21 protein-coding genes are annotated in these 26,692 nt (G+C 41.2%); 12 read left to right on the top strand and 9 right to left on the bottom strand.

Features of this window, described 5'->3' with window-relative positions:
• Positions 1-585: 585 nt before the first annotated feature.
• The 3 genes from mgrA (at position 586) to ACSSWA_RS08330 (ending at position 2,822) form a co-directional block, all read left to right on the top strand.
• Positions 586-1,578, top strand: coding sequence for an L-glyceraldehyde 3-phosphate reductase (gene mgrA / locus ACSSWA_RS08340; RefSeq protein ID WP_437347694.1), 993 nt, complete (start codon positions 586-588; stop codon positions 1,576-1,578).
• A 27-nt stretch (positions 1,579-1,605) separates the two neighbouring features.
• Positions 1,606-2,070 (top strand): bacterioferritin, encoded by a 465-nt coding sequence (bfr, locus tag ACSSWA_RS08335; protein ID WP_437356109.1) that lies wholly within the window; start codon positions 1,606-1,608, stop codon positions 2,068-2,070.
• 200 nt (positions 2,071-2,270) lie between these two features.
• Complete coding sequence (locus ACSSWA_RS08330; RefSeq protein ID WP_437356108.1) at positions 2,271-2,822, top strand: NUDIX hydrolase; 552 nt, start codon at positions 2,271-2,273, stop codon at positions 2,820-2,822.
• Between the two features lie 234 nt (positions 2,823-3,056).
• Here the strand turns inward: ACSSWA_RS08330 and murI are convergent, their stop codons facing one another.
• From murI to queC, 7 genes are all read right to left on the bottom strand, one after another.
• Positions 3,057-3,875, bottom strand: a complete 819-nt coding sequence (gene murI, locus ACSSWA_RS08325; protein WP_437356107.1) for a glutamate racemase — start codon at positions 3,873-3,875, stop codon at positions 3,057-3,059.
• A 17-nt stretch (positions 3,876-3,892) separates the two neighbouring features.
• The gene (gene glnD, locus ACSSWA_RS08320; RefSeq protein WP_437356106.1) at positions 3,893-6,451 is read right to left on the bottom strand and encodes a [protein-PII] uridylyltransferase; all 2,559 of its coding nucleotides are present in this window, start codon (positions 6,449-6,451) and stop codon (positions 3,893-3,895) included.
• 74 nt (positions 6,452-6,525) lie between these two features.
• Positions 6,526-7,914: a tyrosine phenol-lyase gene (locus tag ACSSWA_RS08315; RefSeq protein ID WP_437356105.1), complete on the bottom strand. Its 1,389-nt coding sequence runs from the start codon at positions 7,912-7,914 to the stop codon at positions 6,526-6,528.
• A gap of 60 nt (positions 7,915-7,974) precedes the next feature.
• Complete coding sequence (gene queF / locus ACSSWA_RS08310; RefSeq protein ID WP_437356104.1) at positions 7,975-8,331, bottom strand: preQ(1) synthase; 357 nt, start codon at positions 8,329-8,331, stop codon at positions 7,975-7,977.
• Positions 8,332-8,336: 5 nt separating this feature from the next.
• Positions 8,337-9,116 carry a TdeIII family type II restriction endonuclease gene (locus ACSSWA_RS08305; protein ID WP_437356103.1) on the bottom strand — a complete coding sequence of 260 codons (780 nt, stop codon included), beginning with the start codon at positions 9,114-9,116 and terminating at the stop codon, positions 8,337-8,339.
• Entirely contained in the window at positions 9,116-10,699 is a 1,584-nt protein-coding gene (locus tag ACSSWA_RS08300) for a DNA methyltransferase (RefSeq protein WP_437356102.1), read from the bottom strand. Before ACSSWA_RS08300 ends, ACSSWA_RS08305 begins: the two co-directional genes overlap by 1 nt.
• A 17-nt stretch (positions 10,700-10,716) precedes the next feature.
• A complete protein-coding gene (gene queC / locus ACSSWA_RS08295; RefSeq protein WP_437356101.1) occupies positions 10,717-11,400 on the bottom strand; it encodes a 7-cyano-7-deazaguanine synthase QueC in 684 nt (227 codons plus the stop codon).
• Positions 11,401-11,580: 180 nt separating this feature from the next.
• Here queC and leuS point away from each other — a divergent pair, with 180 nt between their 5' ends.
• From leuS to fbp, 6 genes are all read left to right on the top strand, one after another.
• The gene (leuS, locus tag ACSSWA_RS08290; RefSeq protein WP_437356100.1) at positions 11,581-14,046 is read left to right on the top strand and encodes a leucine--tRNA ligase; all 2,466 of its coding nucleotides are present in this window, start codon (positions 11,581-11,583) and stop codon (positions 14,044-14,046) included.
• A 13-nt stretch (positions 14,047-14,059) separates the two neighbouring features.
• On the top strand, positions 14,060-15,337 hold the full coding sequence (gene serS / locus ACSSWA_RS08285) for a serine--tRNA ligase (RefSeq protein ID WP_437356099.1): 1,278 nt from the start codon (positions 14,060-14,062) through the stop codon (positions 15,335-15,337).
• A gap of 64 nt (positions 15,338-15,401) precedes the next feature.
• Positions 15,402-17,153, top strand: coding sequence for an ABC transporter ATP-binding protein (locus tag ACSSWA_RS08280; protein WP_437356098.1), 1,752 nt, complete (start codon positions 15,402-15,404; stop codon positions 17,151-17,153).
• A gap of 12 nt (positions 17,154-17,165) precedes the next feature.
• Positions 17,166-18,176, top strand: a complete 1,011-nt coding sequence (locus tag ACSSWA_RS08275; protein ID WP_437356097.1) for a hydroxyacid dehydrogenase — start codon at positions 17,166-17,168, stop codon at positions 18,174-18,176.
• The gene (locus ACSSWA_RS08270) at positions 18,176-19,966 is read left to right on the top strand and encodes an ABC transporter ATP-binding protein (RefSeq protein ID WP_437356096.1); all 1,791 of its coding nucleotides are present in this window, start codon (positions 18,176-18,178) and stop codon (positions 19,964-19,966) included. The genes ACSSWA_RS08275 and ACSSWA_RS08270 overlap by 1 nt, the downstream gene beginning before the upstream one ends.
• Before the next feature lie 13 nt (positions 19,967-19,979).
• A complete protein-coding gene (gene fbp, locus ACSSWA_RS08265) occupies positions 19,980-20,990 on the top strand; it encodes a class 1 fructose-bisphosphatase (protein WP_437356095.1) in 1,011 nt (336 codons plus the stop codon).
• A 75-nt stretch (positions 20,991-21,065) separates the two neighbouring features.
• Here the strand turns inward: fbp and ACSSWA_RS08260 are convergent, their stop codons facing one another.
• A complete protein-coding gene (locus ACSSWA_RS08260; RefSeq protein WP_437356094.1) occupies positions 21,066-21,326 on the bottom strand; it encodes a hypothetical protein in 261 nt (86 codons plus the stop codon).
• Positions 21,327-21,459: 133 nt separating this feature from the next.
• On the opposite strand from ACSSWA_RS08260, the gene ACSSWA_RS08255 reads away from it, so the two are divergent.
• From ACSSWA_RS08255 to ACSSWA_RS08245, 3 genes are all read left to right on the top strand, one after another.
• Positions 21,460-22,446 carry a glycosyltransferase family 9 protein gene (locus tag ACSSWA_RS08255; protein WP_437356093.1) on the top strand — a complete coding sequence of 329 codons (987 nt, stop codon included), beginning with the start codon at positions 21,460-21,462 and terminating at the stop codon, positions 22,444-22,446.
• Complete coding sequence (locus ACSSWA_RS08250; protein WP_437356092.1) at positions 22,443-23,717, top strand: 3-deoxy-D-manno-octulosonic acid transferase; 1,275 nt, start codon at positions 22,443-22,445, stop codon at positions 23,715-23,717. Before ACSSWA_RS08255 ends, ACSSWA_RS08250 begins: the two co-directional genes overlap by 4 nt.
• Positions 23,718-23,819: 102 nt before the next feature.
• Positions 23,820-25,415: a phosphoenolpyruvate carboxykinase gene (locus tag ACSSWA_RS08245; protein ID WP_437356091.1), complete on the top strand. Its 1,596-nt coding sequence runs from the start codon at positions 23,820-23,822 to the stop codon at positions 25,413-25,415.
• Between the two features lie 40 nt (positions 25,416-25,455).
• Here the strand turns inward: ACSSWA_RS08245 and ACSSWA_RS08240 are convergent, their stop codons facing one another.
• Entirely contained in the window at positions 25,456-26,592 is a 1,137-nt protein-coding gene (locus ACSSWA_RS08240) for a 4-phosphoerythronate dehydrogenase (RefSeq protein ID WP_437356090.1), read from the bottom strand.
• Between the last annotated feature and the right edge of the window lie 100 nt (positions 26,593-26,692).

Genomic DNA, 26,692 nt, shown 5'->3' with positions numbered 1-26,692 from the left:
AAAATATTCTGCAGTCGGTAAAATGACTTTGATGAAATAAGGCGAATAATTGATTAATAGAAATTAGCGGAGAGCAATATATGATTATGAATGATGCTCTCCGTTTTTTATATATGTATTTAATATAACACAGCTATGAAATCTTTGTGATGATCCATTAGTAAATCCATTATATCTTTACGGAAGTCTGAAAGTAACCCACTCGCCCGAATATGCGAAATTCGCAAACAGAATAATAAATTTGTTCGACGGACGCGTTGTGAATTGAAACCGGAATTTATTACTTTGTTTTAATCATATAATAGTTTTATTCCGGATCGGATGGACAGCTAAAAGTACAAACGCGATAAATATGAATAATAATTCTTATCCGCCATTCATGCTATACGCTGCATTAATGATTCTGCGAAAATCAACGCTAATACATTTCCATATAAAAAATTACTTTGTTTAATAATAATTTATTCTGTTCTCAATAATTATGGACACACTCAAATATCTGATGCTCGTTAGAGAATTCCCACTAAAATTTAAATAAAATTTAGATTATCTTTGTATGGTTATTTTTCAAGAAACGGAGGGAAAATGGAATATTTAGCTTCCGGAAACAGATACGACAAAATGAAATACAACCGCTGCGGGAAGAGCGGCTTAAAACTACCGGCAATTTCATTGGGATTGTGGCATAACTTTGGCGGAGTCGACGTTTTCGAAAACGGGCGGGCTATTGTACGCCGCGCGTTCGATCTCGGCATTACTCATTTCGATCTGGCAAACAATTACGGACCGCCTCCGGGCTCCGCAGAAGAAAACTTCGGGGTCATTTTGAAAAAAGATTTGAAGCCTTACAGAGACGAATTAATCATTTCCACAAAGGCGGGATGGGGAATGTGGCCGGGCCCTTACGGAGACTTCGGCTCGCGTAAGTATTTGATCGCATCCCTCGATCAAAGCCTTAAAAGAATGGGATTGGAGTATGTCGATATTTTTTATCATCATCGTCCCGACCCTGAAACTCCTCTGGAAGAGACAATGGGCGCGCTCGACCAGATTTTAAGAAGCGGAAAAGCTTTGTATGTCGGAATTTCACAATACAAGCCCGAAGAAACTAAAAAGGCGGTCGATATCCTGAAGCAAATGGGTCATCATTTATTAATTCATCAACCTCGTTACAGTATGTTCGACAGATGGATTGAAGACGGTTTAACCGACTTGCTCGAAAAGGAAGGAGTTGGAGCCATCGTATTTTCTCCGCTGGAACAGGGACTGCTTACCGATAAATATTTAAAAGGAATTCCGGAAGGTTCGCGCGCTTCCAAACCGTGGGGCTTTTTGAAACCCGAAAGAATTACTCAGGATAAACTTGAAAAAGTGAAAAAACTGAACGAGATAGCCGCAGGCAGAAATCAAACTTTGGCTCAAATGGCAATAGCGTGGGTATTGCGAAAACCGGTTATTACTTCCGCATTAATCGGCGCAAGCAAAGTGGAACAGATCGAAGACGCCGTCAAAGCGCTCGACAATCTTGAATTTAGTTCGGAAGAGCTGAACAAAATAGAGAAAATATTAAATGAATAACTCACAAAATAATTGGGAGATGTAAAGATGAAAGGAGATGCAAAATTACTCGATGTATTGAACGATTTATTGGCTGACGAATTAACAGCCATTAGCCAGTATATGGTTCATTCCGAAATGTGCGAACAATGGGGCTACGGAAAATTGCACGAAGCCATCGAAAAACAGGCTATCGACGAAATGCACCATGCAGAATGGCTAATCCAGAGAATCCTTTTCTTGGAAGGAATGCCGGTCGTAAACAAACTGAAAAAAATGAATATCGGGAAATCGGTCCCGGATTTTATCAACAACGACCAGGAAGCCGAAGCTGACGCGGTAAAAGCTTATAACGACGCCATTGCTCTAGCGCGTAAAGTTGGCGACGAATCGACAGCCGAATTGTTGACCAAAATTCTAAAGATGGAAGAAGGACACGTTGAATGGGCTGAAAAGCAGCGCGCTCAAATCGAGCAGATGGGTCTCGACGGTTATCTTTCGAATCAGGTTTAACTGTCGATTCATCGTCGGTCTGAAACTGAATTTTTCAACGTAAATAATTAACCGCCGATTTCGCAGGAAAACGCCGGGAATTTTTTTAGAAGCGTCTTGCGTCTCGGCGGTTAATTATATGTTTGTAATAAAGCGGGAGACAATTTTTTGAAGCCGCATAAATACAAGCGGGAGCGGAACTAATTTAATAAGAGGAACGAATGAATTTCAAAGTAATAAAAAGCAATATAGTTTTCGAAGGAAAAGTATTCAGCGTAAAAGTTGACGATATTCAGTATAACGGCAGCGGTAATCTGGCAACGCGTCAGGTTGCGGTTCATCCGGGAGGAGCCGTCGTTCTCCCGCTGAAGTCAAACGGGAAGATTATTTTTGTAAAACAATTCAGATATCCTCATAACGAATTTGTCGTAGAATTACCAGCCGGAAAACTCGATAAAGGCGAAGACCCCGAAAAATGCGCCGTTAGAGAACTAAAAGAAGAAACAGGCTTTTCGCCGGAAAAGGTTGTCAAATTAGGTAAGATTTATACCACTCCGGGTTTCTGTAATGAAACGCTTCATATCTATCTCGCTGAAAATTTAAGAGAAGGAGAACACGCGCGCGAAGAAGGGGAAGAGGATATGGAACTGCTCGAAATGACGCTCGAAGAAGCCGAAGAAAAGATCCGCAGCGGCGAAATAGTCGACGCAAAGACAATCAGCGGATTGATGATGTTCAGACTTTATTGTCAGGATTTCAGGATTAACAAGTAGGCAGGTTCGTCGTGCTGAAGCGCGGGCGTTAGGAACGCTGAAGTGGGGGTGTGAGGAAGTGCTGGCGTTTTTTGTTGTATAAATTTGAATGACAAACAAATAACTCCCAAACCAAGAACGTTGCCCCCTAACCCCTGATCCCTAATCCCTAATCACACACCTAACCTTGACCCCCAAAACCTTGAACGTTGAACTAAAAAAACGAATAACCGCTAACAAAACTATTTCCTTATTTCACTCGTTCGTCAATTCTTCAAGTTCAACTTTGTGGATATTCTTAATTTTCTTGCCCAGGAAGCGTTCCGCAATCGCTTTGAATTTTGCCGGAAGGTCGCTTACGTAATATTCGTGTTGACCTTCGTGAACGGAATTGTTGCGCAATTGCCTGCCGTTGAGATAGTCTTGCACTATTTTTGCCGCGGGCGTGCCCGAGTCGATTAGTTTAACTTTTTTTCCCATTACTTTTTGAATAGTATCGCTCAGAAGAGGGTAATGAGTGCATCCGAGTATAAGGCTGTCGATGTTTTTATCCTTTAATTCCGTAAGATATTCTTTGGCTATCAATTCGGCTGCTTTATGATTTGTCATGCCTTCCTCGGCGAGCGGCACAAAGAGAGGACATGCTTTTTCATACACCTGCGCTTTGGGGTCGAGTTTTTTGATTTGTTTCGAATAAGCTTTATTGTTGATAGTAGCGTAAGTGCCTATAACTCCAATTTTACGATTCCTCGATTCCGATAGAGCCATTTGAGAGCCCGGTTCTATCATACCGATTACAGGCACCGTAAGAAATCTGCGCAATTCATTGAGAGCCACGGAAGACGCTGTGTTGCACGCCACAACCAGCAGTTTAATGTTTTTCCTCAGCAAAAAGTTTGCGGCTTGAATCGAATATTCGATTACAGTGTCGTTGGATTTGCTTCCGTAGGGAACGCGGGCAGTATCGCCGAAATAAACTATGTTTTCGTTCGGCATCAGGTTTGTAACCGCTCTTACAACCGTTAAACCTCCTATACCCGAATCGAAAAATCCGATCGGGTTCGTTCTGTTCATAAAATTCAATTTTTCACCTATAGCATTTCTTCTATTGTTTCGGTTAGCTGCTGAATGATAAGTTCGTAATCGTTGGCGGAGACTTTACGTTTGTGACGGTCGAGTATATAAAACGAATCGACTATATCATCAGCTTTTGTGTTAATTTTAGCAAAGTAAATCGACAGACCGAGCTCGTTCATTTTACGTGTTATCTGATACAATAGTCCGAGTCTGTCAGGCGAAAAAACGTCGATGATTGTATATCGGTCGTGCTTTTCGAAAACTATTTTAACTTTGCCTTTGCGCTTAAAAAGTTTGTTTTCGAGTCGCCACCATTTGGATTTAATGCGATTGAATTCTTTTGTAATCTGAAGCTCGTTTAAAGCCGCTAAAATCAAATCCGATTTTATTTTATCGTAGCGAGATTTATCCACTGCTTCGTTCGTTCTGAAGTCAGTTACGTTAAAATTATCAATTACAATTCCGTCTTTGCGCGTAAATATTTTTGCGTCGTGTATGTTGAGATCGTTAATCGACAGAGCGCCGCAGAGCCTTGACAACAGAGCTTCGGAATCGCGTGTGATAACGGTTATCGAGGTATATCCGGCTTCTTCTTTGAAAAAGACGGACGCTTTCGAACCTTTTTCAATTTCTTCGATATGCTGATTAATTTCTTCCGCCGAATAAAATTGCAAATAACCCAGATCGTCGATCGATTCGATGTGCTCTTTAACCGTTTTGTCGGAAAAGACTTCGGATTGTTCCATTATTTCGAGCATACTCGACGCTAAAAGTTCTTCGCCTGTAATTCTTTCTTCGAGCATACGTTTGGTTTTATGATAAAGTTCATAGAGCAATTCGCCTTTCCATTGAGTCCATACGACGGGAGAAACAGCGGAAAGATCGGCGTACGTAAGCAAGTAAAGCAAGTCGAGCAGTTCGGTGTCCGGGAATAAATCCGAGAAGATATTCAAAGTTGTAGGGTCGTTCAAATTTCTTCTGAAAGCCACTTGTTCCATTGTAAGATGGTGCCGAACGAGAAATTGAACTTTTTGAATTTCTTCTACGCTGTAGCCGAGTCTTTCCATAACGGAGCTTGCAATTTCCGCTCCGATTATTTCATGTCCCGATATAGTAATCGGTTTTGCAATATCGTGAAAAAGCACGGCGAGATATAAAATGTCTTTGTTTTTTATGCTCAGAAAGAGGCGGCTGAGTGTGTTCGATTCGTGTCTGAGATTTTCGAGATTGGTCAATGCAATCAATGTATGTTCGTCGGCTGTATAGCAGTGATAAACGCCCGGTTGGAAAAAATTTACCAGTTCGCCGAATTCCGGCAGGAATGCGCCCAGAACTCCCAGCTCGTTCATTACGTTGAGCGTTTTGCTTACATTTTTTGGCAGTCTGAGTATCTCTCTGAAAAAGACAGAAGATTGATGTTCCGCGTCTTTCGATTCTTCCAGGTCGATAACGGCTTCAATAATTTTGGAACGGAGTACGTCGTCGAATCGCGCATCGTGTAAGCCTCTGTAGTAAAATGCCCGCAGTATAACCGACATTGTCAGTTCTATGTCGCTGGCGAGATATATTATATTGCCTTTCATCGTAAAATCTTCGTCGAGGGGAATGGAAAGAAAGTCCGATATCGGTTTCGACATTTCGTCTTCAAAACGCTTGGACATTGTTATCGTAAAACGTTTAATAACATTAGACGCGTCGAAATATCTGCGCATATATTCTTTCCAGTTGCTGTCGGTGTATCCGTGTCGTCGGGCAATCTTTTCCTGGTCGCTGAATTCCAGCCGGTCATTTTTGTGTCCCGATATCAGATGAAGATGATTTCGTGTGTTTAATATGAATTTGTAACTCTCTAGCAGCCGTTTGGCGGCTTTTGGAATTAGTATTTTATCCTTTTTAAGAAGTTCTAAAAAAACTTCCGTTTGAGTTATCTCTTTTTGAGTATCGATTATAATATCGTTTTTAAGCGAGTAGATCCATTGCAATACCTGCAGGTCCCTTAAACCGCCTGCGGTAAATTTAACGTTCGGCTCGAGCACTTTTGCCGAAGAGCCGTATTTCTGGTACCTGAGGTTTATGTCTACGAAATATTCATTAATAAGATTCTTCTTGGTTTCCTGCTTGAGAGAGCTTAAAACTTTTTTGTTCCATTCTTTGTAGATTTCGTCGCTGCCGCATATAAAGCGCGTTTCGAAAAATTGAGTGAATGCGTGCAGGTCTTCTTTTAGAAATTTATTTATGTCGGAATAATCTCTGACGGTATGCGACACTTCAATGCCGGTATCCCAGAGGATTGTAACGCACTGTTTAATAGCGTCGTCGTTTCGCGGCACTTTGTCGTAGATGAACATTATATCGATATCCGAATAAGGAGAAAGTTCGCGTCTTGCAAAGCTGCCGACGGATGCAATGGCGCAGTCGAGTTTAATGTCTTTAAGAGCTCTCAGAATAAATTCTTCAACCAGCACGCTCCATCGGATAGAAAACTTAAACGCGTCTTTTAACAGATCGGAGTCGTTAAAAACAAGATCCCGTTCCGCAAAAAATATTTCTTTTAATTTGAGCGCTTCGTTCATATTTAAATAATCGGGACTGACAATCCGTCCGAATAATCTTTGCCAGTCCCGTAAACACCTTTTGAAAATTGACTTTACAATTTTACGAATTTTGCCTGGAAGAATCTCAAATATTTTGGTTCGTATACCATTTTTAATCCTTTGATTTTCTTCCTGTCCTGATAAACCTGAGCTATCGATTCGACGGTAACGTCGATATGGGATTGAGTATAGACGCGGCGCGGAAAAGTCAAGCGAACCAATTCGAGTTTGGGATAACGGTTTTCGCCGGTTTTGGGATCTCTGCCGGCAGATACAATTCCGCGTTCCATACCGCGGACGCCGCTGTCGATATAAATTTCGGCTGCCAGCGATTGAGCCGGGAATAAATCCTGTTTAAGATGCGGCAAGAATTTTTTTGCATCCAGAAAAATGGCATGTCCGCCGAACGGATAAACGAGAGGCACGCCGTATTTCTCGAGCTGTTTGCCGCAATATTCCACCTGCCCTACGCGGGAACTTACATTTTCGTATTTTACCATTTCTTCAATGCCTCTCGCCATGGCTTCCATGTCCCTGCCGGCGAGTCCTCCGTAGGTATGAAGTCCTTCATAAACCACAACCATATTGCGGGCTTCTTCGTAAACCTTTTTGTTGCGGGTTGCCAAAAAGCCGCCGATATTCACCATCAGATCTTTTTTTGCGCTTACCCAAATTCCGTCGAAATAGCCGCACATTTCTTTTAAAATTTGTTCGATCGATTTTTTTTCGTAACCTTTTTCGCGGACTTTAATAAAATAAGCGTTTTCCGTGGCGCGCGTTGCGTCTAACCATAATTTTATTCCGTATTTCTTTGCAATTTTATGCACTTCTTTGAGGTTTTGCATTGAAAATGGTTGACCGCCCGCCATATTAACAGGTCCGGCCATGCTGATATACGGAATTTTTTTTGCGCCGACTTTCTTTATCAAATCCTCAAGTTTGTCCGTATCGATATTGCCTTTGAAGGGATGTTTGTTTTGTGGTTTGTGAGCTTCGTCAATAATCACGTCGACGAATGTGCCGCCGGCTAATTCCTGATGCAATCGGGTTGTTGTAAAGTACATATTGCCGGGGATATAATCGCCTGGTTTAATCATAATTCTGGAGATGATGTGCTCTGCGGCTCTGCCCTGGTGCGTGGGAACAAAGTATGGCATGCCGTAATATTTTTTGATATTGTCCCACAGGTAGTAGAAATTTCTGCTGCCCGCGTAAGCTTCGTCTCCCATCATCAAGCCTGCCCATTGATAGTCGCTCATTGCGTTTGTTCCGCTGTCGGTGAGCAGATCGATGTAAACGTCTTCAGATTTGAGCAGGAAGGTATTGTAACCGGCTTCTTTTGCGCATTTTTCCCGGTATTCGCGCGTTGTCATTTTAATGGGTTCTACCATTTTGATTTTGAATGGTTCAGCCCAGCTCCTTTTGATTTTCCGTTTTGCCATTTTGTGACCTCACGTTTTTTTGATCGGGTGCGATCGGTTATTGACTTCAATAGCTTGTGGCTATTGTTCCTTTTTATATTCAGCAATAATGTCGGAGTGGATGCCGCCGCGAGTGTTGAATTTTGCGGTCAGTTTCATTTTTCTCGGTTGAAGCACTTCAACGAGGTCGTTCAGTATTCTGTTTGTAACGGCTTCGAAATAGATGCCGTCGTTCCGGAATGACTGGAGGTAGAATTTGTACGATTTCAATTCGACGCAGAGTTTGTCGGGAATATATTCCAGAATGATAGTCGCGAAATCCGGTTGACCGGTTTTGGGACAAAGCGAAGTAAATTCCGGCGCCGTATGGATAATGATATAATCTCTTTCCGGATTTGGGTTCGGAAAGGTCTCGAGTATTTTTTGTTTTTCGTTCATATTTATTACCTGTTAAATTTAGAAAAATAGTTGTCAATTTCATCTCTCATATCAATGCCTGCGGTTTCGAAACATATTAATAAATCATCGTATGTTCCTTTACCCCCAAGGAAATCCCAAAATTCTTTTCCAACCATTAGTTCATTCTTAATATCTATCATGCCAGCCATTGTCCAGCGAGCATATGGATTGGGTTCATAAGGATTGTATGGTATTGCCAGGAGCGTATTAATTTTATCATTGGGATCATTAAGAAGAGCAACTGCAGCCCATTCTAGAAGCGTCCGTTTAAATTCTTTAAAATTACCCTTGTTAGGTTTCGCTGTTTTTATATCAATTAAAAAAGTATTGCCTTTTCTATCTTGTAAAAAAAGGTCAGTGACGGTTGGCTTGGTTTTTCTAGTTTTTGATGGGTTGATTGACTGACGAATCAATTCTAATTCTTTGATTTTATCTGGTCTTGTTGTAGCCGAAGTTAAATTATCCATGATTTTTTGTATAACGTAAAGCGAATCTTCCGATATTCTATCTCCTACTTTGTATTGTGATTTGGCAACATTAAATTTACTTTCAGCGATGGAAAGAGCAACTGGTTCGAAAATAGTTAAACCGAAGTTAGTTATAAGAGAGTGTATAAACTGATATAGAGCTAATCTGTCTTTGCCAAGTAAACGCGTATGAAAAGGCATCGCTGAGGTTTCGGGCTTATATTTTGCAAATTTGTTTCTTAATGAGTTTTTAAGAGTTTCGACAACCTTAAGCTTTTGTTGGGTACTGAGAGACATTAACTATTTTCCTTTAATAAAAAAATCGATTCTGAATAGGCTCCTTTGTCTTTTTCCGTTCTGTTCAATACAGGTCGTTTGAATTGTTGCACAATTTTAAGTCCCGCTTTATTAGCTATAACCGGGTATAAATTATACTTATCATTAGCAACTAAGAAAATACTGAAATTATTAGCAAGATATTTTTTGCTATTTATTAACACGGAAGCTATTCCTTCAATGTAAGATTCTTTTGCTTTCTGCCCTTTCCCTTTAAATAAGGGCCCTATTTCTAAACTGTCATTTCTTTCAAAGCCAAATAGCTCATAAGCGTATTCATGCTGTTCGTGATAATTGATTAGTCCTACATATGGGGGACTTGAAAAGATTCCTGCAAATTTCTGCCTCTTTAATTTTTGGCCGAAATCAGGATCTAATTTATCTACAGCATCAAAAATATCAATGGTTCTACTGTCGCCGGTAAAACAATGTTGAAAAGTATCTGTTCTAAGGGAATTGAATTCTGCAATCCTATTAAGAGTATCTTTAGTATACCTTTCCCACCAAGATAAAATTGAAAATAAAGGCTTGCAAATTTTGCCGTGTTTTGAACAATAATAAGTTGAATAGACAGGACTAACTAAAGTGGCTAGATCCGAATGTGTTGTAGCTCGACATGATCTTATAGTTCTGCTCAGTATAACGGTGGCTAGTTTTTTTGTTCTCTTATTTCTGATATTTTTGATTAAATTGAATACAAAATCGATTTCTTCTCTTACGCTTTTTGTATACCAAACATCAAGAAATGTATTTGTTCTTTCTTGCCGAACCTCTATCTTGTATTTATTTAATAAGTTTTTATAAATTTTATTAAATGCTTCTTCTTTTTCTTTACCGTAAATTTCTTCATTAATCTCGCCTTTTCTAACTTTTCTTTTATATTCTGGCGAAGGGAAGTATGCGTTGTTGAATTTAGTTAATTCCTCGTTGAGATTTTGTTCGAATTCTAAGATTATCGATTCTGCTTTGTATTGTCTAAGGGCTTCGGTAATATTTTTAAGTTCTAAATACAAATTCGATAAATCATACTTCTCGATTTTTACATTACTTATTAGCGCATTAAACGCCGATATATCAATTCCGACGGCATGCATGCCAAGTTCATTCGCTTGCACTAAAGTTGTACCGCTCCCGCAAAATGGGTCTAATATTATATCGCCTTTATTAAAGAAGACCTCCGTTTTAAATTCATCGATATGTTGATCCAAAAAATATTCAACAAGCTGCGGTATAAATTTTCCTTTGTATGGATGTAATCTGTGTACATGTTTTGTAGTCTCAGATTCTTTGTACTGTTCAAATGATAAATGCCAATTTATATCATTCCCTAATTTTTCAGTCCAATTTAATTGACGTTTACCATAGTAGGTCCGATAGTAAGCTAATAATTCGTTTTTGTTAACGAGAGTGTTCCCATTATCGCTATATTTTTTAATCCTACCGTAATTAACAAGATAAGAAATATTAGAGGGCGTAATATCGCGTTCTAATTCGGAACTAATCCATATACTTGCTTCTTTTATCGTTAATAAATTATTTCTCATTATTCCAAACCTAACTTTTATTTATACACCGGACGAACTTTATATGGAATCGGGTCTTCTATTCCAGCGGTTTGAAAACCGCGCAGTCTGAAAGCGCAACTGTCGCATACGCCGCACGCCTCGTCTTCGTTTTGATAACACGACCATGTCAAATGCAACGGAGCGTTAAGTTCAACGCCCTTTTTTATTATTTCCGCTTTGGACAGATGAATTATAGGCGTGTGGATTTTTATCTTGGTTTCGGGTTTTGTGCCCAGGTCAGCCATCTTTTCGAAAGCTTCGAAAAATTCCGGGCGGCAATCCGGATAACCGCTGGCGTCCTCATAAACGGCTCCGATAAAAACGGCTTCGGCTTTTAAGACTTCCGCCCAGCTTACGCATGCCGATAAGATATTTGCGTTTCTGAACGGAACGTAAGAAGATGGTATCTCGCGGCTTTCGATATTTGCGCGGGTTACTTCTATCTTTCTGTCGGTCAGCGACGAACCGCCTATTTTCGAAAAGTGCGTATAGTCAATTACCAGTTTGTGTTTTACGTTGTAATATTCAGCTATATCGTTAAATGCTTTCAGTTCTCGATTTTCGGTTCTCTGCCCGTAATTAATATGTATTAATGCCAGATCGTATTCCTGGCGGGCAATAGCTGCCGTCACGCAACTGTCCATTCCTCCGCTTAATGCGACTACGGCTAATTTTTTCATCTCGTCCCTTTATTGTTAATTCCAAAAATAACAAAAATCGCCCACAATTTAAGGCGCGAGCTAAACGGTTTAGGCTGAATGCCATCTTAGAGTAAGCTTCCTAATAATTTGACTATTCTTGATTAACCAGCCCTTTTTTGATAAGTTTCAGTTCAATTTCTAACAATTTTTGTGTGTAATATGAAATACCCTTTTGAATCGATCGAACTTAAGTGGCAAAAATACTGGAAAGACAAAAAAGTATTCAAAACCGATTTGACTAAAATCGACAATAAACTCTACGTACTTGTTATGTTTATTTATCCCTCGGCGGCAAAAATGCATATCGGACATTGGTACAATTACGGACCGACCGACTCGTTTGCTAGATACAAAAAGCTGAAAGGATTTAATGTATTCGAGCCGATGGGATACGACGCATTCGGACTGCCCGCCGAAAATTACGCAATTAAGACCGGCATTCATCCTCAGGACAGCACTCTCAAAAACATTAAAGACATTCGCGCTATGCTCGAAAGGATGGGCGGTATGTACGATTGGGACGCCGAATTGATGACTTGCGTGCCCGAATATTATAAATGGAATCAGTGGCTCTTTTTGCAATTATATAAAAAAGGATTGGCATACAGAAAAAATGCGCCGGTCAACTGGTGCCCTTCGTGTCAAACGGTTCTGGCAAGAGAACAGGTGCTCGGCGACGGCGGATGCGAAAGATGCGGAACAACCGTTATTCAAAAAAATCTTACTCAATGGTTCTTCAAGATTACTGAATACGCGGACGAGTTACTCGACGGTCTGAATAAAATCGACTGGCCGGAAAAAACCAAAACAATGCAAATTAATTGGATCGGCAAAAGTTACGGAACGGAAATCGATTTTTCTATCGAAGGCTCTGATGAAAAAATAAGAGTGTTTACGACCAGACCCGATACGCTCTTCGGAGTTACTTACGTCGTGCTCGCTCCTGAAAATGAACTTGTGCAAAAAATTACCAAACCGGAATACAAAGACGCCGTAGATAAATACATCGAATCGATTAAGTCTTTAACCGAAGTCGAAAGGACTTCCACGACCAAAGAAAAAACGGGAGTTCCAACCGGAGCTTACGCCATAAATCCAATAAACGGCGAAAAGGTTCCTATCTGGATAGCGGACTATGTGTTGGCTACATACGGCACCGGCTGCGTTATGGCTGTGCCCGGACACGACGAGCGCGATTTCGAGTTCGCTAAAAAATTCAACTTGCCAATCAAAAAAGTTATTCTTCAGCCAGGTACGAATGAAGAAGACGAATTGAAAGAAGCTTATACCGATGTGGGCGTCATGATAAATTCCGGAAAGTATAACGGTCTAAGTTCCGACGTCGGAATCGAAAAAATATCAGAGGATATCGAAAAACAAGGACTCGGCAAGAGGACCGTTAATTACAGATTGAGAGACTGGCTGATTTCGCGTCAGAGATATTGGGGAACGCCCATTCCCATAATACATTGCGACAAGTGCGGCGAAGTTCCCGTGCCGGAAGACCAATTGCCCGTTGTGCTGCCTTATGAAGTAAACTTTAAACCGGACGGCGGCTCGCCTCTTGCAAGTTGCGAAGAGTTTATCAATACAACCTGTCCCAAGTGCGGCGCGCCTGCCAAGCGGGATCCCGATACAATGGATACATTTGTCGATTCGTCCTGGTACTATCTGCGCTATCTCAATCCCCGATACGAGGAAGGGATGTTCGATACCGGACTGGCAAATAAGTGGACTCCTGTCGACGTTTATGTAGGAGGCGCAGAACACGCTACCATGCACCTTCTCTATGCACGTTTTATTCATAAGTTCCTGAGGGATATCGGATTGGTAAACAGCGACGAACCGTTCCGGAAATTAATTCATCAGGGCACAATTACAAATCAAGGCGCCAAAATGTCGAAATCGAAAGGCAATGTGGTCGATCCGAATGAGTTCCTGGAAAAATACGGCTCGGACGTTTTCCGTATGTATTTAATGTTTATGGGTCCGTATGAGCTCGGAGGCGACTGGAGCGATAAAGGAATTGTAGGCGTTGATCGTTTTGTGCAAAGAACATATACTCTTTTTGAAAATTACAAAGGAATCGCTTCCGGCGCCCATGCAAAAAGTAAATATGACTTGAACGAACTTTCCGACGACGAAAAAAAGATTTATCAGAAAGTCAATCAAACTTTGGTTAAAGTCGACGCTGAAATAGATAATTTCAGATTCAATACGGCGGTTGCGGCTTTGATGGAATTGTTGAACGAACTTAAGAATATCGACAATTGCCGTAAGGAAATTCAAGTATATACGCTCGAACGGTTCGCTTCGATGCTGGCGCCGCTTGCTCCTCATCTCGGCGAGGAATGTTGGAGTTTGCTTGGCAAAGAAAAATCGATTTATGAAGAACCGGTCTGGTTCGAAGCCGACCCCGACGCGCTTATAAACGAGACCGTTACTATCGTAGTGCAGGTAAACGGCAAAGTCAGAGCTAAAATTGAATTGCCTGTCGATACTCCGGAACAGGAAGTAAAAAATATCATTTTCAACGACGAAAAAATCAAAGGTTACGTCGACGGCAAACAGATAATTAAAGAAATTTATGTTCCGAATAAAATTTATAATATTGTAGTGAAATAAAAAGGAATTAAACATGCTCGACATCAAATTCATAAGAGAAAATCCTGACCTGGTTAGAAAGGGATTGCGCGACAAAGGCGCCGCCGACAATGTTGATCAGATTCTCGAACTCGATGAGAAAAGAAGAAAAATTATAGCGCGCAACGACGAATTGAAAGCGCTAAGAAATAAAGTATCGTCACAAATTCCGATATTGAAAAAGAAGGGCGAAGATACTACCGCCGTATTCGCAGAGATGAAAAAGGTCGGAGACGAAATAGCGGAGCTTGACAATGAGCTTCGCAAAATAGACGAAGAACTCGACGAAATATTGAGATGGACTCCGAACCTGGCTCACGAGTCGGTTCCGGTCGGAGCCAGCGCCGATGAAAATGTAGAAGTTAGAAGGTGGCTGCCTGAAGGCTTCAGCTTCGATAACGACTTCGAAATGCTCGATCATATCGAACTCGGTAAAAAACTCGACATACTCGATTTCGAAAGAGGAACTAAAATATCCGGTTCGGGATTTCCGCTTTATAAAGGAGCCGGAGCAACGCTCGAACGCGCATTAATAAATTTTATGCTCGATTTTCATTTGCAGAACCACGGATACAAGGAAATACTTCCGCCGATTCTCGTAAACAGGGATTCAATGAAAGGCACGGGACAAATTCCCAAACTCGAAGAGGATATGTATTTTATCGAAAAGGACGGTCTCTATCCGATACCTACCGCCGAGGTTCCTATCACGAATATACATCGGAATGAAGTGTTGAACGAAAGCGAGCTGACAATTAAATATGTCGGCTACACTCCATGTTTCAGACGCGAAGCCGGTTCGTACGGTAAAGAGTCGAAAGGCTTTTTGCGCGTTCATCAGTTTAACAAGGTGGAGATGGTAAAATTTTCGAAGCCGGAGGATTCTTACGATGAACTCGAAAAATTGGTCAGGGACGCGGAAGATATTCTCCAGGCTTTAAATATACCGTACAGAATAATCCTGCTTTGCACGGGCGATCTAAGTTTTTCGGCGGCAAAATGTTACGACATCGAAACGTGGTCGCCGGCAGAAAAAAAATGGCTCGAAGCTTCTTCGTGCAGCAATTTCGAAGCGTTCCAGGCGAGGAGAGCTAATATTCGTTTCAAACGCGAGGGTTCTAAAAAGACCGAGTTTGTGCATACTTTAAACGGCAGCGGACTCGCCACCAGCAGGCTAATGGTTTCGTTGCTCGAAAATTATCAAACGCCCGAAGGAAAAGTTATTGTTCCGAAAGCTCTGCAAAAGTATACCGGTTTCGAAATAATCGGTTGATATCGTTTAAGAGGAATTATTTTTCCATAGCGGTTGTTTATTATTAGAAAGGACTTTCGAAAAGTTGTTCGGAAACTTAACCTATTTAAAAAAATACTTTGTCCGGTATAAAAGCAGTTACCTGCTCGGAATCCTATTTATCCTGATTTCGAATGTGGCAACCGTATTCGTCCCGATTCTGATAAAAGACAGCATTAACCTGCTCGAAAACAATCTGGACACTCACCTGATTGTAAATTATGCTCTTTATACTGTCGGCATAACGTTAATTGCCGGAGTGTTTCAGTTTTTCATTCGCGAAACTATAATAGTTGCATCAAGAAAAATCGAATACGACCTGAGGCAAGATTTCTGGGAACATATCCAAAAACTGCCTCTGCGATTTTTTCAGAATAATTCTACCGGAAATATAATGTCGCATGCCACAAACGATATAAACGCAGTGCGTTCGTTTGTAGGACCGGCTGTAATGTATTCGATAGACAACGGCACGTTGTTCCTGATGATAATTCCGATAATGCTTTCGCTCAGTCCGGCGCTCACTTTTTACGTACTTCTGCCGCTGCCTTTTTTGTCGTATTTGGTTTATATCGTAATGAGAAAGGTTCACGTAAAATATACAAAGATACAGGAAAAGTTTTCCGAATTGACGGAAAAGGCGCAGGAAAACTTTTCGGGTATAAGAGTGGTCAAATCGTACGTAAGGGAAGATTACGAAGTAAAAGAATTCACAAAACAGAGCGACGAATATCTTAAGAGAAAGATGGATCTGGTGAGGCTTCAGGCGCTATTCCATCCAATCTTTTTTGTAATTGCGGGCTTTTCTACCATCATCGTTATTTTTGTCGGCGGTAAAATGGTAATCGACGGTAAAATTTCGCTCGGAATTATAGTCGCCTTTGTGGCGTATCTGTCGATGCTGATCTGGCCTATGATATCTTTCGGATTTGTCGCCAATCTGGTTCAACAAGCAGACGCAAGCATGAAACGACTTTTGAAATTTTTCAACGAGCCGTACGAAATTAAAGACGGCGACGAAACCGATTATTCGATTGAAAATATCGAAGGGCAAATCAAATTCGAAAACGTGAGTTTCAGATACAACGAATATCTTCCGCCCGTACTTGACAATATCAGTTTGAAAATTAACAAAGGCGAAACAGTCGCCTTTATTGGCAAAACCGGAAGCGGCAAGACAACGCTTGTAAATTTAATACCGAGATTTTACGACGTCACGGAAGGCTCGGTTAAAATCGACGGAGTAGACGTGCGTAAAATACCGCTTAAAACCCTGAGAAAGAATATCGGCTTCGTACCGCAGGAAACGTTTCTGTTCTCGGACACGTTGGCTAAAAATATTGTTTACGGCAACGGCAAAGAAGACGAAGAACTGATTAAGTACGTCTCTCAAATTTCGCAATTGGCAAAGGACGTTGAATCTTTTCCGAAAGGATACGATACCATCTTAGGCGAACGCGGCATAACTCTTTCGGGAGGACAAAAACAAAGAACGTCGCTTGCTAGAGCTCTGGCTATCGACCCGAAAATATTAATACTCGACGATTCATTCTCCGCCGTCGATACGCATACCGAAGAAGAAATTCTTAAACGACTGAAAGAGTTTATGAAAAACAGAACGAGCATAATTATCAGCCACAGAATTTCCACGGTAAAAGATTCGGATAGAATATTCGTGATCGATAACGGTAGAATAGCCGAGGAAGGAACTCACGAAGAACTCGTTGAACTCGGAGGAATATATGCCGACCTCCACTTCAAGCAATTGCTCGAAGAAGAATTGAAGGAATTAAACTAAAGGGAATCTCTTATGAAAAAAATAAAAATAGCATTCTTTTCCATACCTTCTAAAGAAAAAAATTATATAAAAAGAAGATTCGATAAAAATAAATACGAGCTCTTTTTCTTCAAAGACGAACTAAGTCCGGATAATCCCGCCATTAAAGACGCCGACGTTATATCGGTCTTTATTTATGATAAAGTGGATAAGGGCGTTATCGATAGAGCCAGAAAGCTGAAACTAATCGCGACAAGGAGCACCGGCTTTAATCATATAGATATCGAATATGCAAAGAAAAAGAAGATAGCCGTTGCTAACGTCCCTTACTACGGCGAAAATACGGTGGCGGAGCATACATTTGCGCTTATTTTAACATTATCGAGAAACATTCACAAAGCCTACGTAAGGGCGCAGCAAAGTAATTTCTCGCTCGAAGGTTTGCGCGGTTTCGACTTAAGAGGCAAAACTCTGGGAGTAATAGGCGCAGGCAGCATCGGCGTGCACGTAATGAAAATTGCCAAGGGCTTCGGTATGAAAGTTCTCGCTTATGACGTTAAACAAAATCATATTCTGGAAGAATTGCTCGATTTCAAATACGTCGACATGGAAACGCTGTTAAAATCCTCGGACATTATTACTCTCCATTGTCCGTATAACAAGAGCACTCATCACCTGATAAATATGAATAATATTGAACTCGTAAAAAAAGGCGCGCTCTTTATCAATACCGCGCGCAGCGGTCTTATCGAACCGAGAGCGCTCTACTATGCAATCGACAAAGGTATTTTCGGCGGGGCGGGTCTCGACGTATTCGAAGGCGAAGAGCTGCTTAAAGAAGAAAATCAAATGTTGACAAAAAACGTCGAACTTGAAAAAGTCGACGCGATATTAAAAAGAAATCTTCTGCTGAGACGCGAAAACGTGATTTTAACGCCCCACATGGCTTTCGATTCTCAGGAAGCCGTCGAACGAATACTTGAAACCACGGCGGAAAATATAAACGCATTTTTCGAAAACAGGAATTACTATAAAGTGATTTAATGGCCGACCACAGGAAAGACGATGAAATATTAGGCAAAGCGTACGACGCCAAATTAATGAGGCGGCTGCTGGCTTACGTCAAGCCGTACAAAGGTTACGTATTACTCGCAATTCTGTTGAATATTGTGGTCGCTATTTTGCCTTCCGTCAGACCGTATCTGACAAAAATTGCCATTGACGATTATATAGCCAATAAAGATTTCGAAGGTTTGATTACAATATCTGCGCTGCTGCTCGGAACACTTTTGTCGCAGGCGGTAGTGCAGTACTTTTTAACCTACTTCACGGAATTGATGGGACAGAAGATAATTTTCGACATACGGGTGCAGCTGTTTCGTCACGTAGAAAAATTGGCTCTAAGATTTTTCGACAAAACGCCGATCGGTCGGATTGTAACCAGGGTAACGAACGACGTGGAGTCGCTTAATGAAATGTTCTCTTCGGGAATAGTGTCGGTTTTCAGCGATATCTTTGTAATTATCTGGATTTTCTTCTTCATGTTTACGATGTCGTGGGATCTGTCGCTGGTTACTCTTTCGGTAATTCCGATCCTTTTTTACGCTACCTTTTTGTTCAGGAAAAAAGTCAGGGAAGCATATCGGGACGTAAGGTATCATCTGGCGCGCCTAAATTCGTATATGCAGGAACATATAACCGGGATGAATGTGGTTCAACTTTTTTCGAAAGAGGATGAGGAACTGAAAAAGTTTTCTTCTATAAACAACGATTACAAAAACGCCAATATACGCTCGGTTTTTTATTACGCAATCTTTTTTCCGTTTGTCGAACTCCTGAGCGCAATTTCAATCGGATTGATTATATGGTACGGCGGCGGAGAGGTGGTGCAAAAAAATCTGACTCTCGGCGTTCTTATTGCTTTTCTTCAATATACGGAGATGTTCTGGCGGCCTGTGAGAGACCTTTCGGAAAAATATAATATTCTCCAGACAGCCATGGCTTCTTCGGAAAGGATATTCAAACTACTCGACGATAAGACCTTCGTTAAAAATCCGGAAAATCCCGTCAAACTGGAGAACGTCAAAGGCGAAATCGAATTTAAGAATGTGTGGTTCGCTTATAACCCGGGAGAATACGTATTGAAAGATATCTCGTTTAAGATTAACGCCGGAGAAACGGCGGCGATAGTAGGCGCCACGGGAGCCGGCAAGACGAGCATCATCAATATTTTAACGCGTTTCTACGATATCGAAAAAGGCGCAATTTTTCTCGACGGCGTCGATATAAGCAAAGTTGACAAAAGGGATTTGAGAAGGTATATTTCAGTTGTGCTGCAGGATGTGTATCTTTTTTCCGGAACTATTAAGTCCAATATATCTCTCGGTAATGAAGAAATTTCCGAAGAACGGATAATCAGCGCCGCTAAAACGGTTGGAGCTCACGACTTCATTATGAAATTGCCCGGCAAGTACGATGAAATAGTCAAAGAAAAAGGCGCTACGCTCAGCGTCGGTCAGAAACAATTGATTTCGTTTGCCAGGGCGCTCGCATATAATCCCAAAATATTGATTCTCGACGAGGCTACGTCGAGTATCGACACCGAAACGGAAATATTAATTCAAAAAGCAATTGAAAAATTACTTCGGGGGAGAACCTCAATTGTAATAGCCCACCGGCTTTCAACAATTCAAAATGCCGACAAAATTCTCGTTATGCACAAAGGCGAATTGAAAGAAGTAGGCACGCATCAGGAATTGCTGGCTCGTAAGGGAATCTATTACAAGCTCTATCAATTACAGTACAAAGATCAGGAAGTAATTAAATCCAACTAAAGCAGGAGGCATTATGCCTTTGAAGCAATTTATGACGCTCCCCCGTCATATCCTCGAAGGTGAAAAATTGCATCCCGAAGCTACGGGAGAATTATCAGCCATCTTATTGCAATTGGGATTGGCTGCAAAAGTAATTTCACTCGAAGTAAACAAAGCGGGCTTAGTCGAAATCCTCGGATTCACCGGTAAAACGAACGTCCACGGCGAAGACGTCAAAAAACTCGATCTGTTCGCTCACGAAATGCTTATAAGAGCGATGGACCACGGCGGACACTTTTGCGTTATGGCGTCTGAAGAAGACGAAAATATTATCCACCTTCCGCCTCATCATAAAATCGGAAAATACGTTCTCCTGTTCGATCCGCTGGACGGCTCGTCGAATATCGAAGCTAATGTGAGCATAGGCACTATTTTTTCAATCTACAGACGAATAAGCAAAGGCAACGGTCCGGGCACGATCGAAGACTGCTTGCAGCCGGGATATAAACAGGTAGCCGCGGGCTATATTGTGTACGGTCCTTCCACAATATTTGTTTACAGCGCGGGGCACGGCGTATACGGATTTACATTGGACCCGGCTTTCGGCGAATTCCTTTTGTCGCACGACAATATTAAGATTCCGGACAGAGGAAGAATCTACAGTATTAATGAAGGAAATTATAATTCCTGGAGCAGGGGATTAAAGAAATATATAAAACATCTTCAGGTAAATAAATTCGAAGGGAAACCGTATCAATTGAGATATGTGGGTTCCATGGTCGCCGACATACACAGAACGCTTTTATACGGCGGTACGTTTATGTATCCGGGCGATAAGAGAAATCCGAAAGGGAAATTGAGACTCGTATACGAATGCAATCCTGTTTCGTTTATTATCGAGGCGGCAGGCGGAGTTGCAATCGACGGAGAAAAACGAATTCTCGAACTGACGCCTTCGTCGCTTCACGAACGCACGCCTATTTTTGCCGGCAGCAAAGACGATATAGAACTTCTAAAAAAATTTCTGGACGAAGAAAAAGAATAGCGCTGAATTAAAATCGGCGGGCGGGCAAATTGACAATAAGGCTGGAGGAAATCCAGCCTTATGTTGAAATATTAATTAAAAATTTTTAATGCCTTCGTCTATCAAATCGGCAAGTTCTTTCTCGGCGATGTTTTCAAATTTTATTTTAGCCGATTTCAAAATTACCGCCGGCGGATCTCCTTCTCCTTTTTTAAAACGGTATAAATTGAAAGCTAATCTGTACCGCTCGTTCGGAATCGGTATATATTTTTCGAGCGTTTCCACAAAATTATAACATTTCTTTTCTAACGAATCTTCAGGAAAAGTTTTTGTGCCGGGCGATGGTAATGTCGTCATAATTCAACTCACATTTCGTAATTTATTAACCAAAAATAATGAAGATTGAGCTTAGTTGCCAACGATACGACTGCGGGTTTTGAATCGTTCTTTGAATTGTCTAAATTTGCGTTAAAGAAAAGGCGTTCTCGTTGTGGATGAAAATCGTCCTCTAAAAATTCTCGTTATAAGGCTAAGCTCTCTGGGAGACGTAATACTAACCACTCCTGTAATCCGATCATTAAAATCCAGATATAAAAATTCGGAAATCGATTTTGTGGTTAAACCGCAATATGCCGACGCATTAACATACAATAAATATCTGCGCAGCGTTCTGAAATATGACAAGAATAATGTTAAAGAATTATTGAAAAAAGTGTCCTCCCGGAACTACGATATGGTTGTCGACTTGCAGAATAATTTAAGAAGCAACCGAATAAATATTGCCGCAGGCGGACAAATTTACAGGTTCCGAAAACCGGCTTTTAAAAAAATACTTTTATCTAGATTCCGTATAAATTTATACAAGAACGTCAAATCGATACCTGAGCTGTATGCCGCTTCGGTGCCGGGTTTGAAACTGGATGAATACGGGACGGAGGTGTTTTTACCCGGTAATATTGAAGTCGATCTGGAAGAGGGTAATTATATCGGATTCTGCCCCGGGTCGAGACATTTTACAAAAATGTGGCCGCCCGAGTATTTTGTAGAACTGGGCAAAAAAATCCGTGAAAGAGGATTTAAAACGCTCGTCCTCGGAGGAAAATCGGACAAGGATTTGTGCGGTTTTATTGCAGGCAATATTCCGGATGCAGTCGACATGAGTACAAACGACGAGCTTCTGAAACTCGCTTTCATTATGAAAAAGTGCAAACTTATAGTTAGCAACGACACAGGGTTGATGCATCTGGCGGCGTCTCAGAACATACCGTTGATTGTCATATTCGGCTCGAGCGTTAAAGAATTCGGATTCCTTCCGTACAAAGTAAGATACGGACTGGTAGAAAACGAGGGACTGGAATGCCGTCCGTGCAGTCATATCGGCCGCGAAAAATGCCCCGAGGGACATTTTAAATGCATGAAAGAATTAACTCCCGGCGCGGTTTTTAATAATATAATAAAATTACTCGAAGAAAAATGAAAAGGTTCTGGCAAATAATATATAACATTTTCTTTTATCCGCTTTCTGCGCTCTTAAAAGTAATTGCGCCTGTAATTGGAGGCAAGATAAGAATGAGCGTTCAAGAAAGGGAGCGCCTCTTCGAAAATCTGATAATTGCGATGGCGGATATCGACCGTTCAAAAAAGACGGTTTGGTTCCATGCTGCTTCGATGGGCGAATTCGAGCAGGCAAAACCGATTATAGAAAAACTAAAACAGGAAAGAGATGTTATAATTCTCGCTACATTTTTTTCTCCTTCAGGTTACCGCAATTCAATTAAATATCCGCATGCAGATATTATTTCGTATATACCCTTTGACAGAATTAAAGATATCAAACGCTTTTTGGAAATAACGCAGCCCGGTCTGGTGATATTTATGCGTTACGATATCTGGCCGAATACGATCTGGCAGCTCGAAAAAAGAGGAATACCCTATTTAATAGCCGACGCTACAATGCGGTCGGACAGCAGCCGGCTTTTGCCTGTAATTAGATCTTTTCATAAATACGTTTTCGACAGCGCGGCAAAAATTTTGACCGTTTCCGAAAACGACGCCATAAATTTTCTCAAGTTCGGATTATCTCCGGAAAAAGTAACTCCGGTGGGCGATACGCGTTTCGACAGAGTCTACATTAAAAGCATGACGGCAAGGGAAAAGAAAGTTATCAGAGATGAAGCGCTGCAAAATAAAAAAGTGCTTGTCCTCGGGAGCGTTTGGGAAGCCGACGAGGAAGTAATATTTCCCGCATTAATTAAATTGATGAAATACATACCGGAGCTTATGATAATCGTCGTCCCGCACGAACCCGATTTAGTTCATATCGAAAAAATCGAAAATGACTTTTATAATAAATTTTCCACTATAAGATTTTCCCTGATGAACAATTACAACGGCGAACGCGTAATTATAGTAGATTCGGTCGGTATTTTATTGACGCTTTACAGTTATGCCGACGCCGCTTATGTAGGCGGTAGTTTTCGTCAAATTCACAATGTGCTTGAACCCGCCGTTTATTCCATCCCGGTTGTCTACGGGCCCAAAATAGAAACCAGTCAGGAAGCCGTCCAAATGCATAAACTAGGCGGCGGCATTATAATTAAAAACCAGAAAGAAGCTTATAAAACGTTCCGGCGTTTGTTCGCAGACGAGAATCTAAGAAGAACCGCAGGGAAAATAGCGGGCGAGTTTGTAAAAAACAACACCGGAGCGACAGATAAAATACTTAAGGAAATTTATAAATACATATAAACAACCGTAAAAAGTAAACTGTCATGCCTCTGCAGCCTTAGTTGATAAAGTAAATCTAATTTTATACCTTTGTATCGTATTTTATAATATAACGGAGCTTATATGAAATCAAAACTGGAAATCTGGCGGCAATTGAACGATATGGGGATAAAGAATATTAATAATCTTTTCTATAATCTTACAACGCCGGCTTTATACGAACAGGCTGCAAGGCGCAGGGAAGCGATGATTGCTCACATGGGACCGTTAGTTGTAAGAACCGGGCAGCATACAGGCAGAAGTCCGAACGATAAGTTTTTGGTGAAAGAACATTCGAGTCAGGATCAGATCTGGTGGGGCAATGTAAATAAACCGATAGAAGAAAAATATTTCGACAGAATTTTTGCGCACATGTGTTCTTACATGCAAAACAAGGACTTGTACGTTCAGGATTGTTACGCAGGCGCCGACCCGGATTATCGACTCCCGATTAGAGTAATAACCGAAACGGCGTGGCATAACCTGTTTGCAAGAAATTTGTTTATCAAAGCCGAAGGAGAAGATCTCGTAAATCATTATCCGGAATTTACTGTTATAAATCTGCCCTATTTTCAGGCAGACCCGGAAAACGACGGCACGAATTCGGGCGTTTTTATAATAATTAACTTCGGCAAAAAACTTGTTCTAATCGGCGGAACAAGTTACGCGGGCGAAATTAAAAAATCGATTTTTACCGTAATGAATTATTTAATGCCTCTCAAAGGAGTAATGTCGATGCATTGTTCGGCTAACGTAGGCAAGGACGGCGACGTGGCGGTAATGTTCGGTTTGTCGGGTACCGGCAAGACTACATTATCCGCAGACCCGGAAAGAAAATTAATCGGCGACGACGAGCACGGCTGGAGCGATAAAGGCGTATTTAATTATGAGGGCGGATGCTATGCCAAAGTAATCAGATTGTCGGCTGAATCCGAACCATTTATCTATGAAACCACGCGTAAATTCGGAACCATTCTCGAAAACGTAGCGATGGATGTTAATACGCGTATGCTCGATTTGAACGACGATTCTCTGACTGAAAACACACGAGCGGCGTATCCGATCAATTATATTCCGAATATTGTTCCCGACGGCACGGGAGGACATCCGAAAAATATAGTAATGCTTACGGCGGACGCATTCGGAGTTATGCCTCCGATTGCAAAACTTACGCCTGAACAGGCGATGTATCATTTCCTCTCGGGCTATACCGCTAAAGTGGCGGGAACAGAAAAAGGCGTTACCGAACCGAAGGCAACTTTCAGCACATGTTTCGGTGCTCCCTTTATGGTTCTTAAACCTTCTGTATACGCAAAATTACTCGGCGATAAAATTCAAAAATACAACGTAAATTGTTGGCTTGTAAATACGGGATGGACAGGGGGTCCGTACGGAACAGGAAGCAGAATGAAGATCGAATATACCCGCAGAATGCTTAATGCGGCGCTTGCCGGAGAACTCGATAACGTAGAAACTTATAAAGACAATTATTTCGGACTCGAAGTGCCGACAAAGATCAAAGGCATTCCGGATGAAATACTTTATCCTCAGAATACATGGCCGGATAAATCGAAATACGACGAAGCGGCGCGTAAACTGGCTGCAATGTTCAAAGAGAATTTTAAGAATTTCGAAGCAAACGTTTCGGAGGATGTGAAAAAAGCCGGTCCGATAGTTTGAAGATTCTGCGCTGTTCCGTTCATACACGGAACAGCGTCCTTTATATGATTTCAAACCGCAATGATTTTAGAATGGCTGCCTGTTCGCCTGTTAATGACGAACCGTCTATCTTATAATTGAAAAACTCCCGCCTTATTCTGTAATTTTTTCTGAGATCGTCGAAGTAACGGGAAAATTCTTCTTCGGATAATTTTAATCCTTTCTTCAATACAATGCTGTCGTCATTAATGTCGTAAATGTTATTCAGAATATTTTTAAGTAGCTCTGCATTGGAGTCTGTCTGTATCGGTTTTATAATATTATTATTAAGCGGCAAGTACTCGGGTTTCCATTTTTTTTCGACGCCGGAATATTCGCAAAATTTATTGTAGATAAAGAGTGTGCTGTTTAGTTTGCCTTCATATGAATATCCCGCAATATGAGGAGTTGCAATATCGGTAATTTCGAGTAATTCTCTGTCGATAGACGGTTCGTTTTCCCATACGTCCAGAACCGCGTTAAATCTTTTGTTTTTCATTAAAACTTTTTTAAGAGCCTGATTATCGACAACGGCGCCGCGTGAAGAATTGATTAACAACGAGCCGTCTTTAATTTTATTTATATTTTCTTCATTCAGCAGATGAACCGTATTATCCAATCCGCCTTTGTTCAGAGGCACATGGAATGTAACTACATCGCAAACGAGCGCTTCTTCCAGGCTCTTGAATTTTGAATTGCTTGTTTTTCTTTTAAGCGGCGGGTCGTTTAATACAGTATCGAATCCGAGCGCCTTTGCAAAAGCTTCTACCTTCGTACCGATATTGCCGTATCCGACTATGCCTATCGTACTGTTCCGGAAATCCTTCCCGTTGCGTAAAAAGACTTCTGTTAGGGAGCAAATAACATATTCCGCCACCGAATAAGCGTTGCATCCCGCAGCGTCGGCGAATTTAATACCTGCTTTGTTAAGATAATCTTTGTCGATATGATCCGTGCCTATTGTGGCGGTAGCGACGAATTTGACTTTCGTTCCTTCGAGAAGATTTTTATCGACTCTTGTAATAGACCTTACCAACAGAGCATCGGCGTCAATCAAATCTTTTTTTGTTATCGATCTGCCGTGAAATAATTTGACTTCTCCGAAATCGCCGAACGCATTTTTTACCTGGGGTATGTTTTCGTCTGCAACTATCAGCATAATTAAAAACCTCGTAAAAATTTTAATGACAAAAATAACTAAATTATGAAACAGTCAGGATAATAAAAAAGCCGGCATCAGAGAGCCGGCTTTTTCCGTT

Origin of the sequence: Melioribacter sp. Ez-97 (assembly GCF_051488665.1) — a bacterium.
Classification (GTDB): domain Bacteria; phylum Bacteroidota; class Ignavibacteria; order Ignavibacteriales; family Melioribacteraceae; genus Melioribacter.
Note: the sequence above shows the minus strand (reverse complement) of the source record. Positions and strands in the feature narration are given on the sequence as shown.

What these genes read in the sequence shown, in the direction of transcription:
- ACSSWA_RS08270 (WP_437356096.1), top strand. Translation starts at nt 18,176, where the DNA reads ATGGCCGACCACAGGAAAGACGATGAAATATTAGGCAAAGCGTACGAC.
- queF (WP_437356104.1), bottom strand. Translation starts at nt 8,331, where the DNA reads ATGAACGAAAAACAAAAAATACTCGAGACCTTTCCGAACCCAAATCCG.
- serS (WP_437356099.1), top strand. Translation starts at nt 14,060, where the DNA reads ATGCTCGACATCAAATTCATAAGAGAAAATCCTGACCTGGTTAGAAAG.
- murI (WP_437356107.1), bottom strand. Translation starts at nt 3,875, where the DNA reads ATGAACAGAACGAACCCGATCGGATTTTTCGATTCGGGTATAGGAGGT.
- ACSSWA_RS08260 (WP_437356094.1), bottom strand. Translation starts at nt 21,326, where the DNA reads ATGACGACATTACCATCGCCCGGCACAAAAACTTTTCCTGAAGATTCG.
- glnD (WP_437356106.1), bottom strand. Translation starts at nt 6,451, where the DNA reads ATGAACGAAGCGCTCAAATTAAAAGAAATATTTTTTGCGGAACGGGAT.
- ACSSWA_RS08245 (WP_437356091.1), top strand. Translation starts at nt 23,820, where the DNA reads ATGAAATCAAAACTGGAAATCTGGCGGCAATTGAACGATATGGGGATA.
- ACSSWA_RS08300 (WP_437356102.1), bottom strand. Translation starts at nt 10,699, where the DNA reads ATGAGAAATAATTTATTAACGATAAAAGAAGCAAGTATATGGATTAGT.
- bfr (WP_437356109.1), top strand. Translation starts at nt 1,606, where the DNA reads ATGAAAGGAGATGCAAAATTACTCGATGTATTGAACGATTTATTGGCT.
- ACSSWA_RS08240 (WP_437356090.1), bottom strand. Translation starts at nt 26,592, where the DNA reads ATGCTGATAGTTGCAGACGAAAACATACCCCAGGTAAAAAATGCGTTC.
- ACSSWA_RS08275 (WP_437356097.1), top strand. Translation starts at nt 17,166, where the DNA reads ATGAAAAAAATAAAAATAGCATTCTTTTCCATACCTTCTAAAGAAAAA.
- mgrA (WP_437347694.1), top strand. Translation starts at nt 586, where the DNA reads ATGGAATATTTAGCTTCCGGAAACAGATACGACAAAATGAAATACAAC.
- queC (WP_437356101.1), bottom strand. Translation starts at nt 11,400, where the DNA reads ATGAAAAAATTAGCCGTAGTCGCATTAAGCGGAGGAATGGACAGTTGC.
- ACSSWA_RS08305 (WP_437356103.1), bottom strand. Translation starts at nt 9,116, where the DNA reads ATGTCTCTCAGTACCCAACAAAAGCTTAAGGTTGTCGAAACTCTTAAA.
- leuS (WP_437356100.1), top strand. Translation starts at nt 11,581, where the DNA reads ATGAAATACCCTTTTGAATCGATCGAACTTAAGTGGCAAAAATACTGG.
- ACSSWA_RS08250 (WP_437356092.1), top strand. Translation starts at nt 22,443, where the DNA reads ATGAAAAGGTTCTGGCAAATAATATATAACATTTTCTTTTATCCGCTT.
- ACSSWA_RS08330 (WP_437356108.1), top strand. Translation starts at nt 2,271, where the DNA reads ATGAATTTCAAAGTAATAAAAAGCAATATAGTTTTCGAAGGAAAAGTA.
- ACSSWA_RS08315 (WP_437356105.1), bottom strand. Translation starts at nt 7,914, where the DNA reads ATGGCAAAACGGAAAATCAAAAGGAGCTGGGCTGAACCATTCAAAATC.
- fbp (WP_437356095.1), top strand. Translation starts at nt 19,980, where the DNA reads ATGCCTTTGAAGCAATTTATGACGCTCCCCCGTCATATCCTCGAAGGT.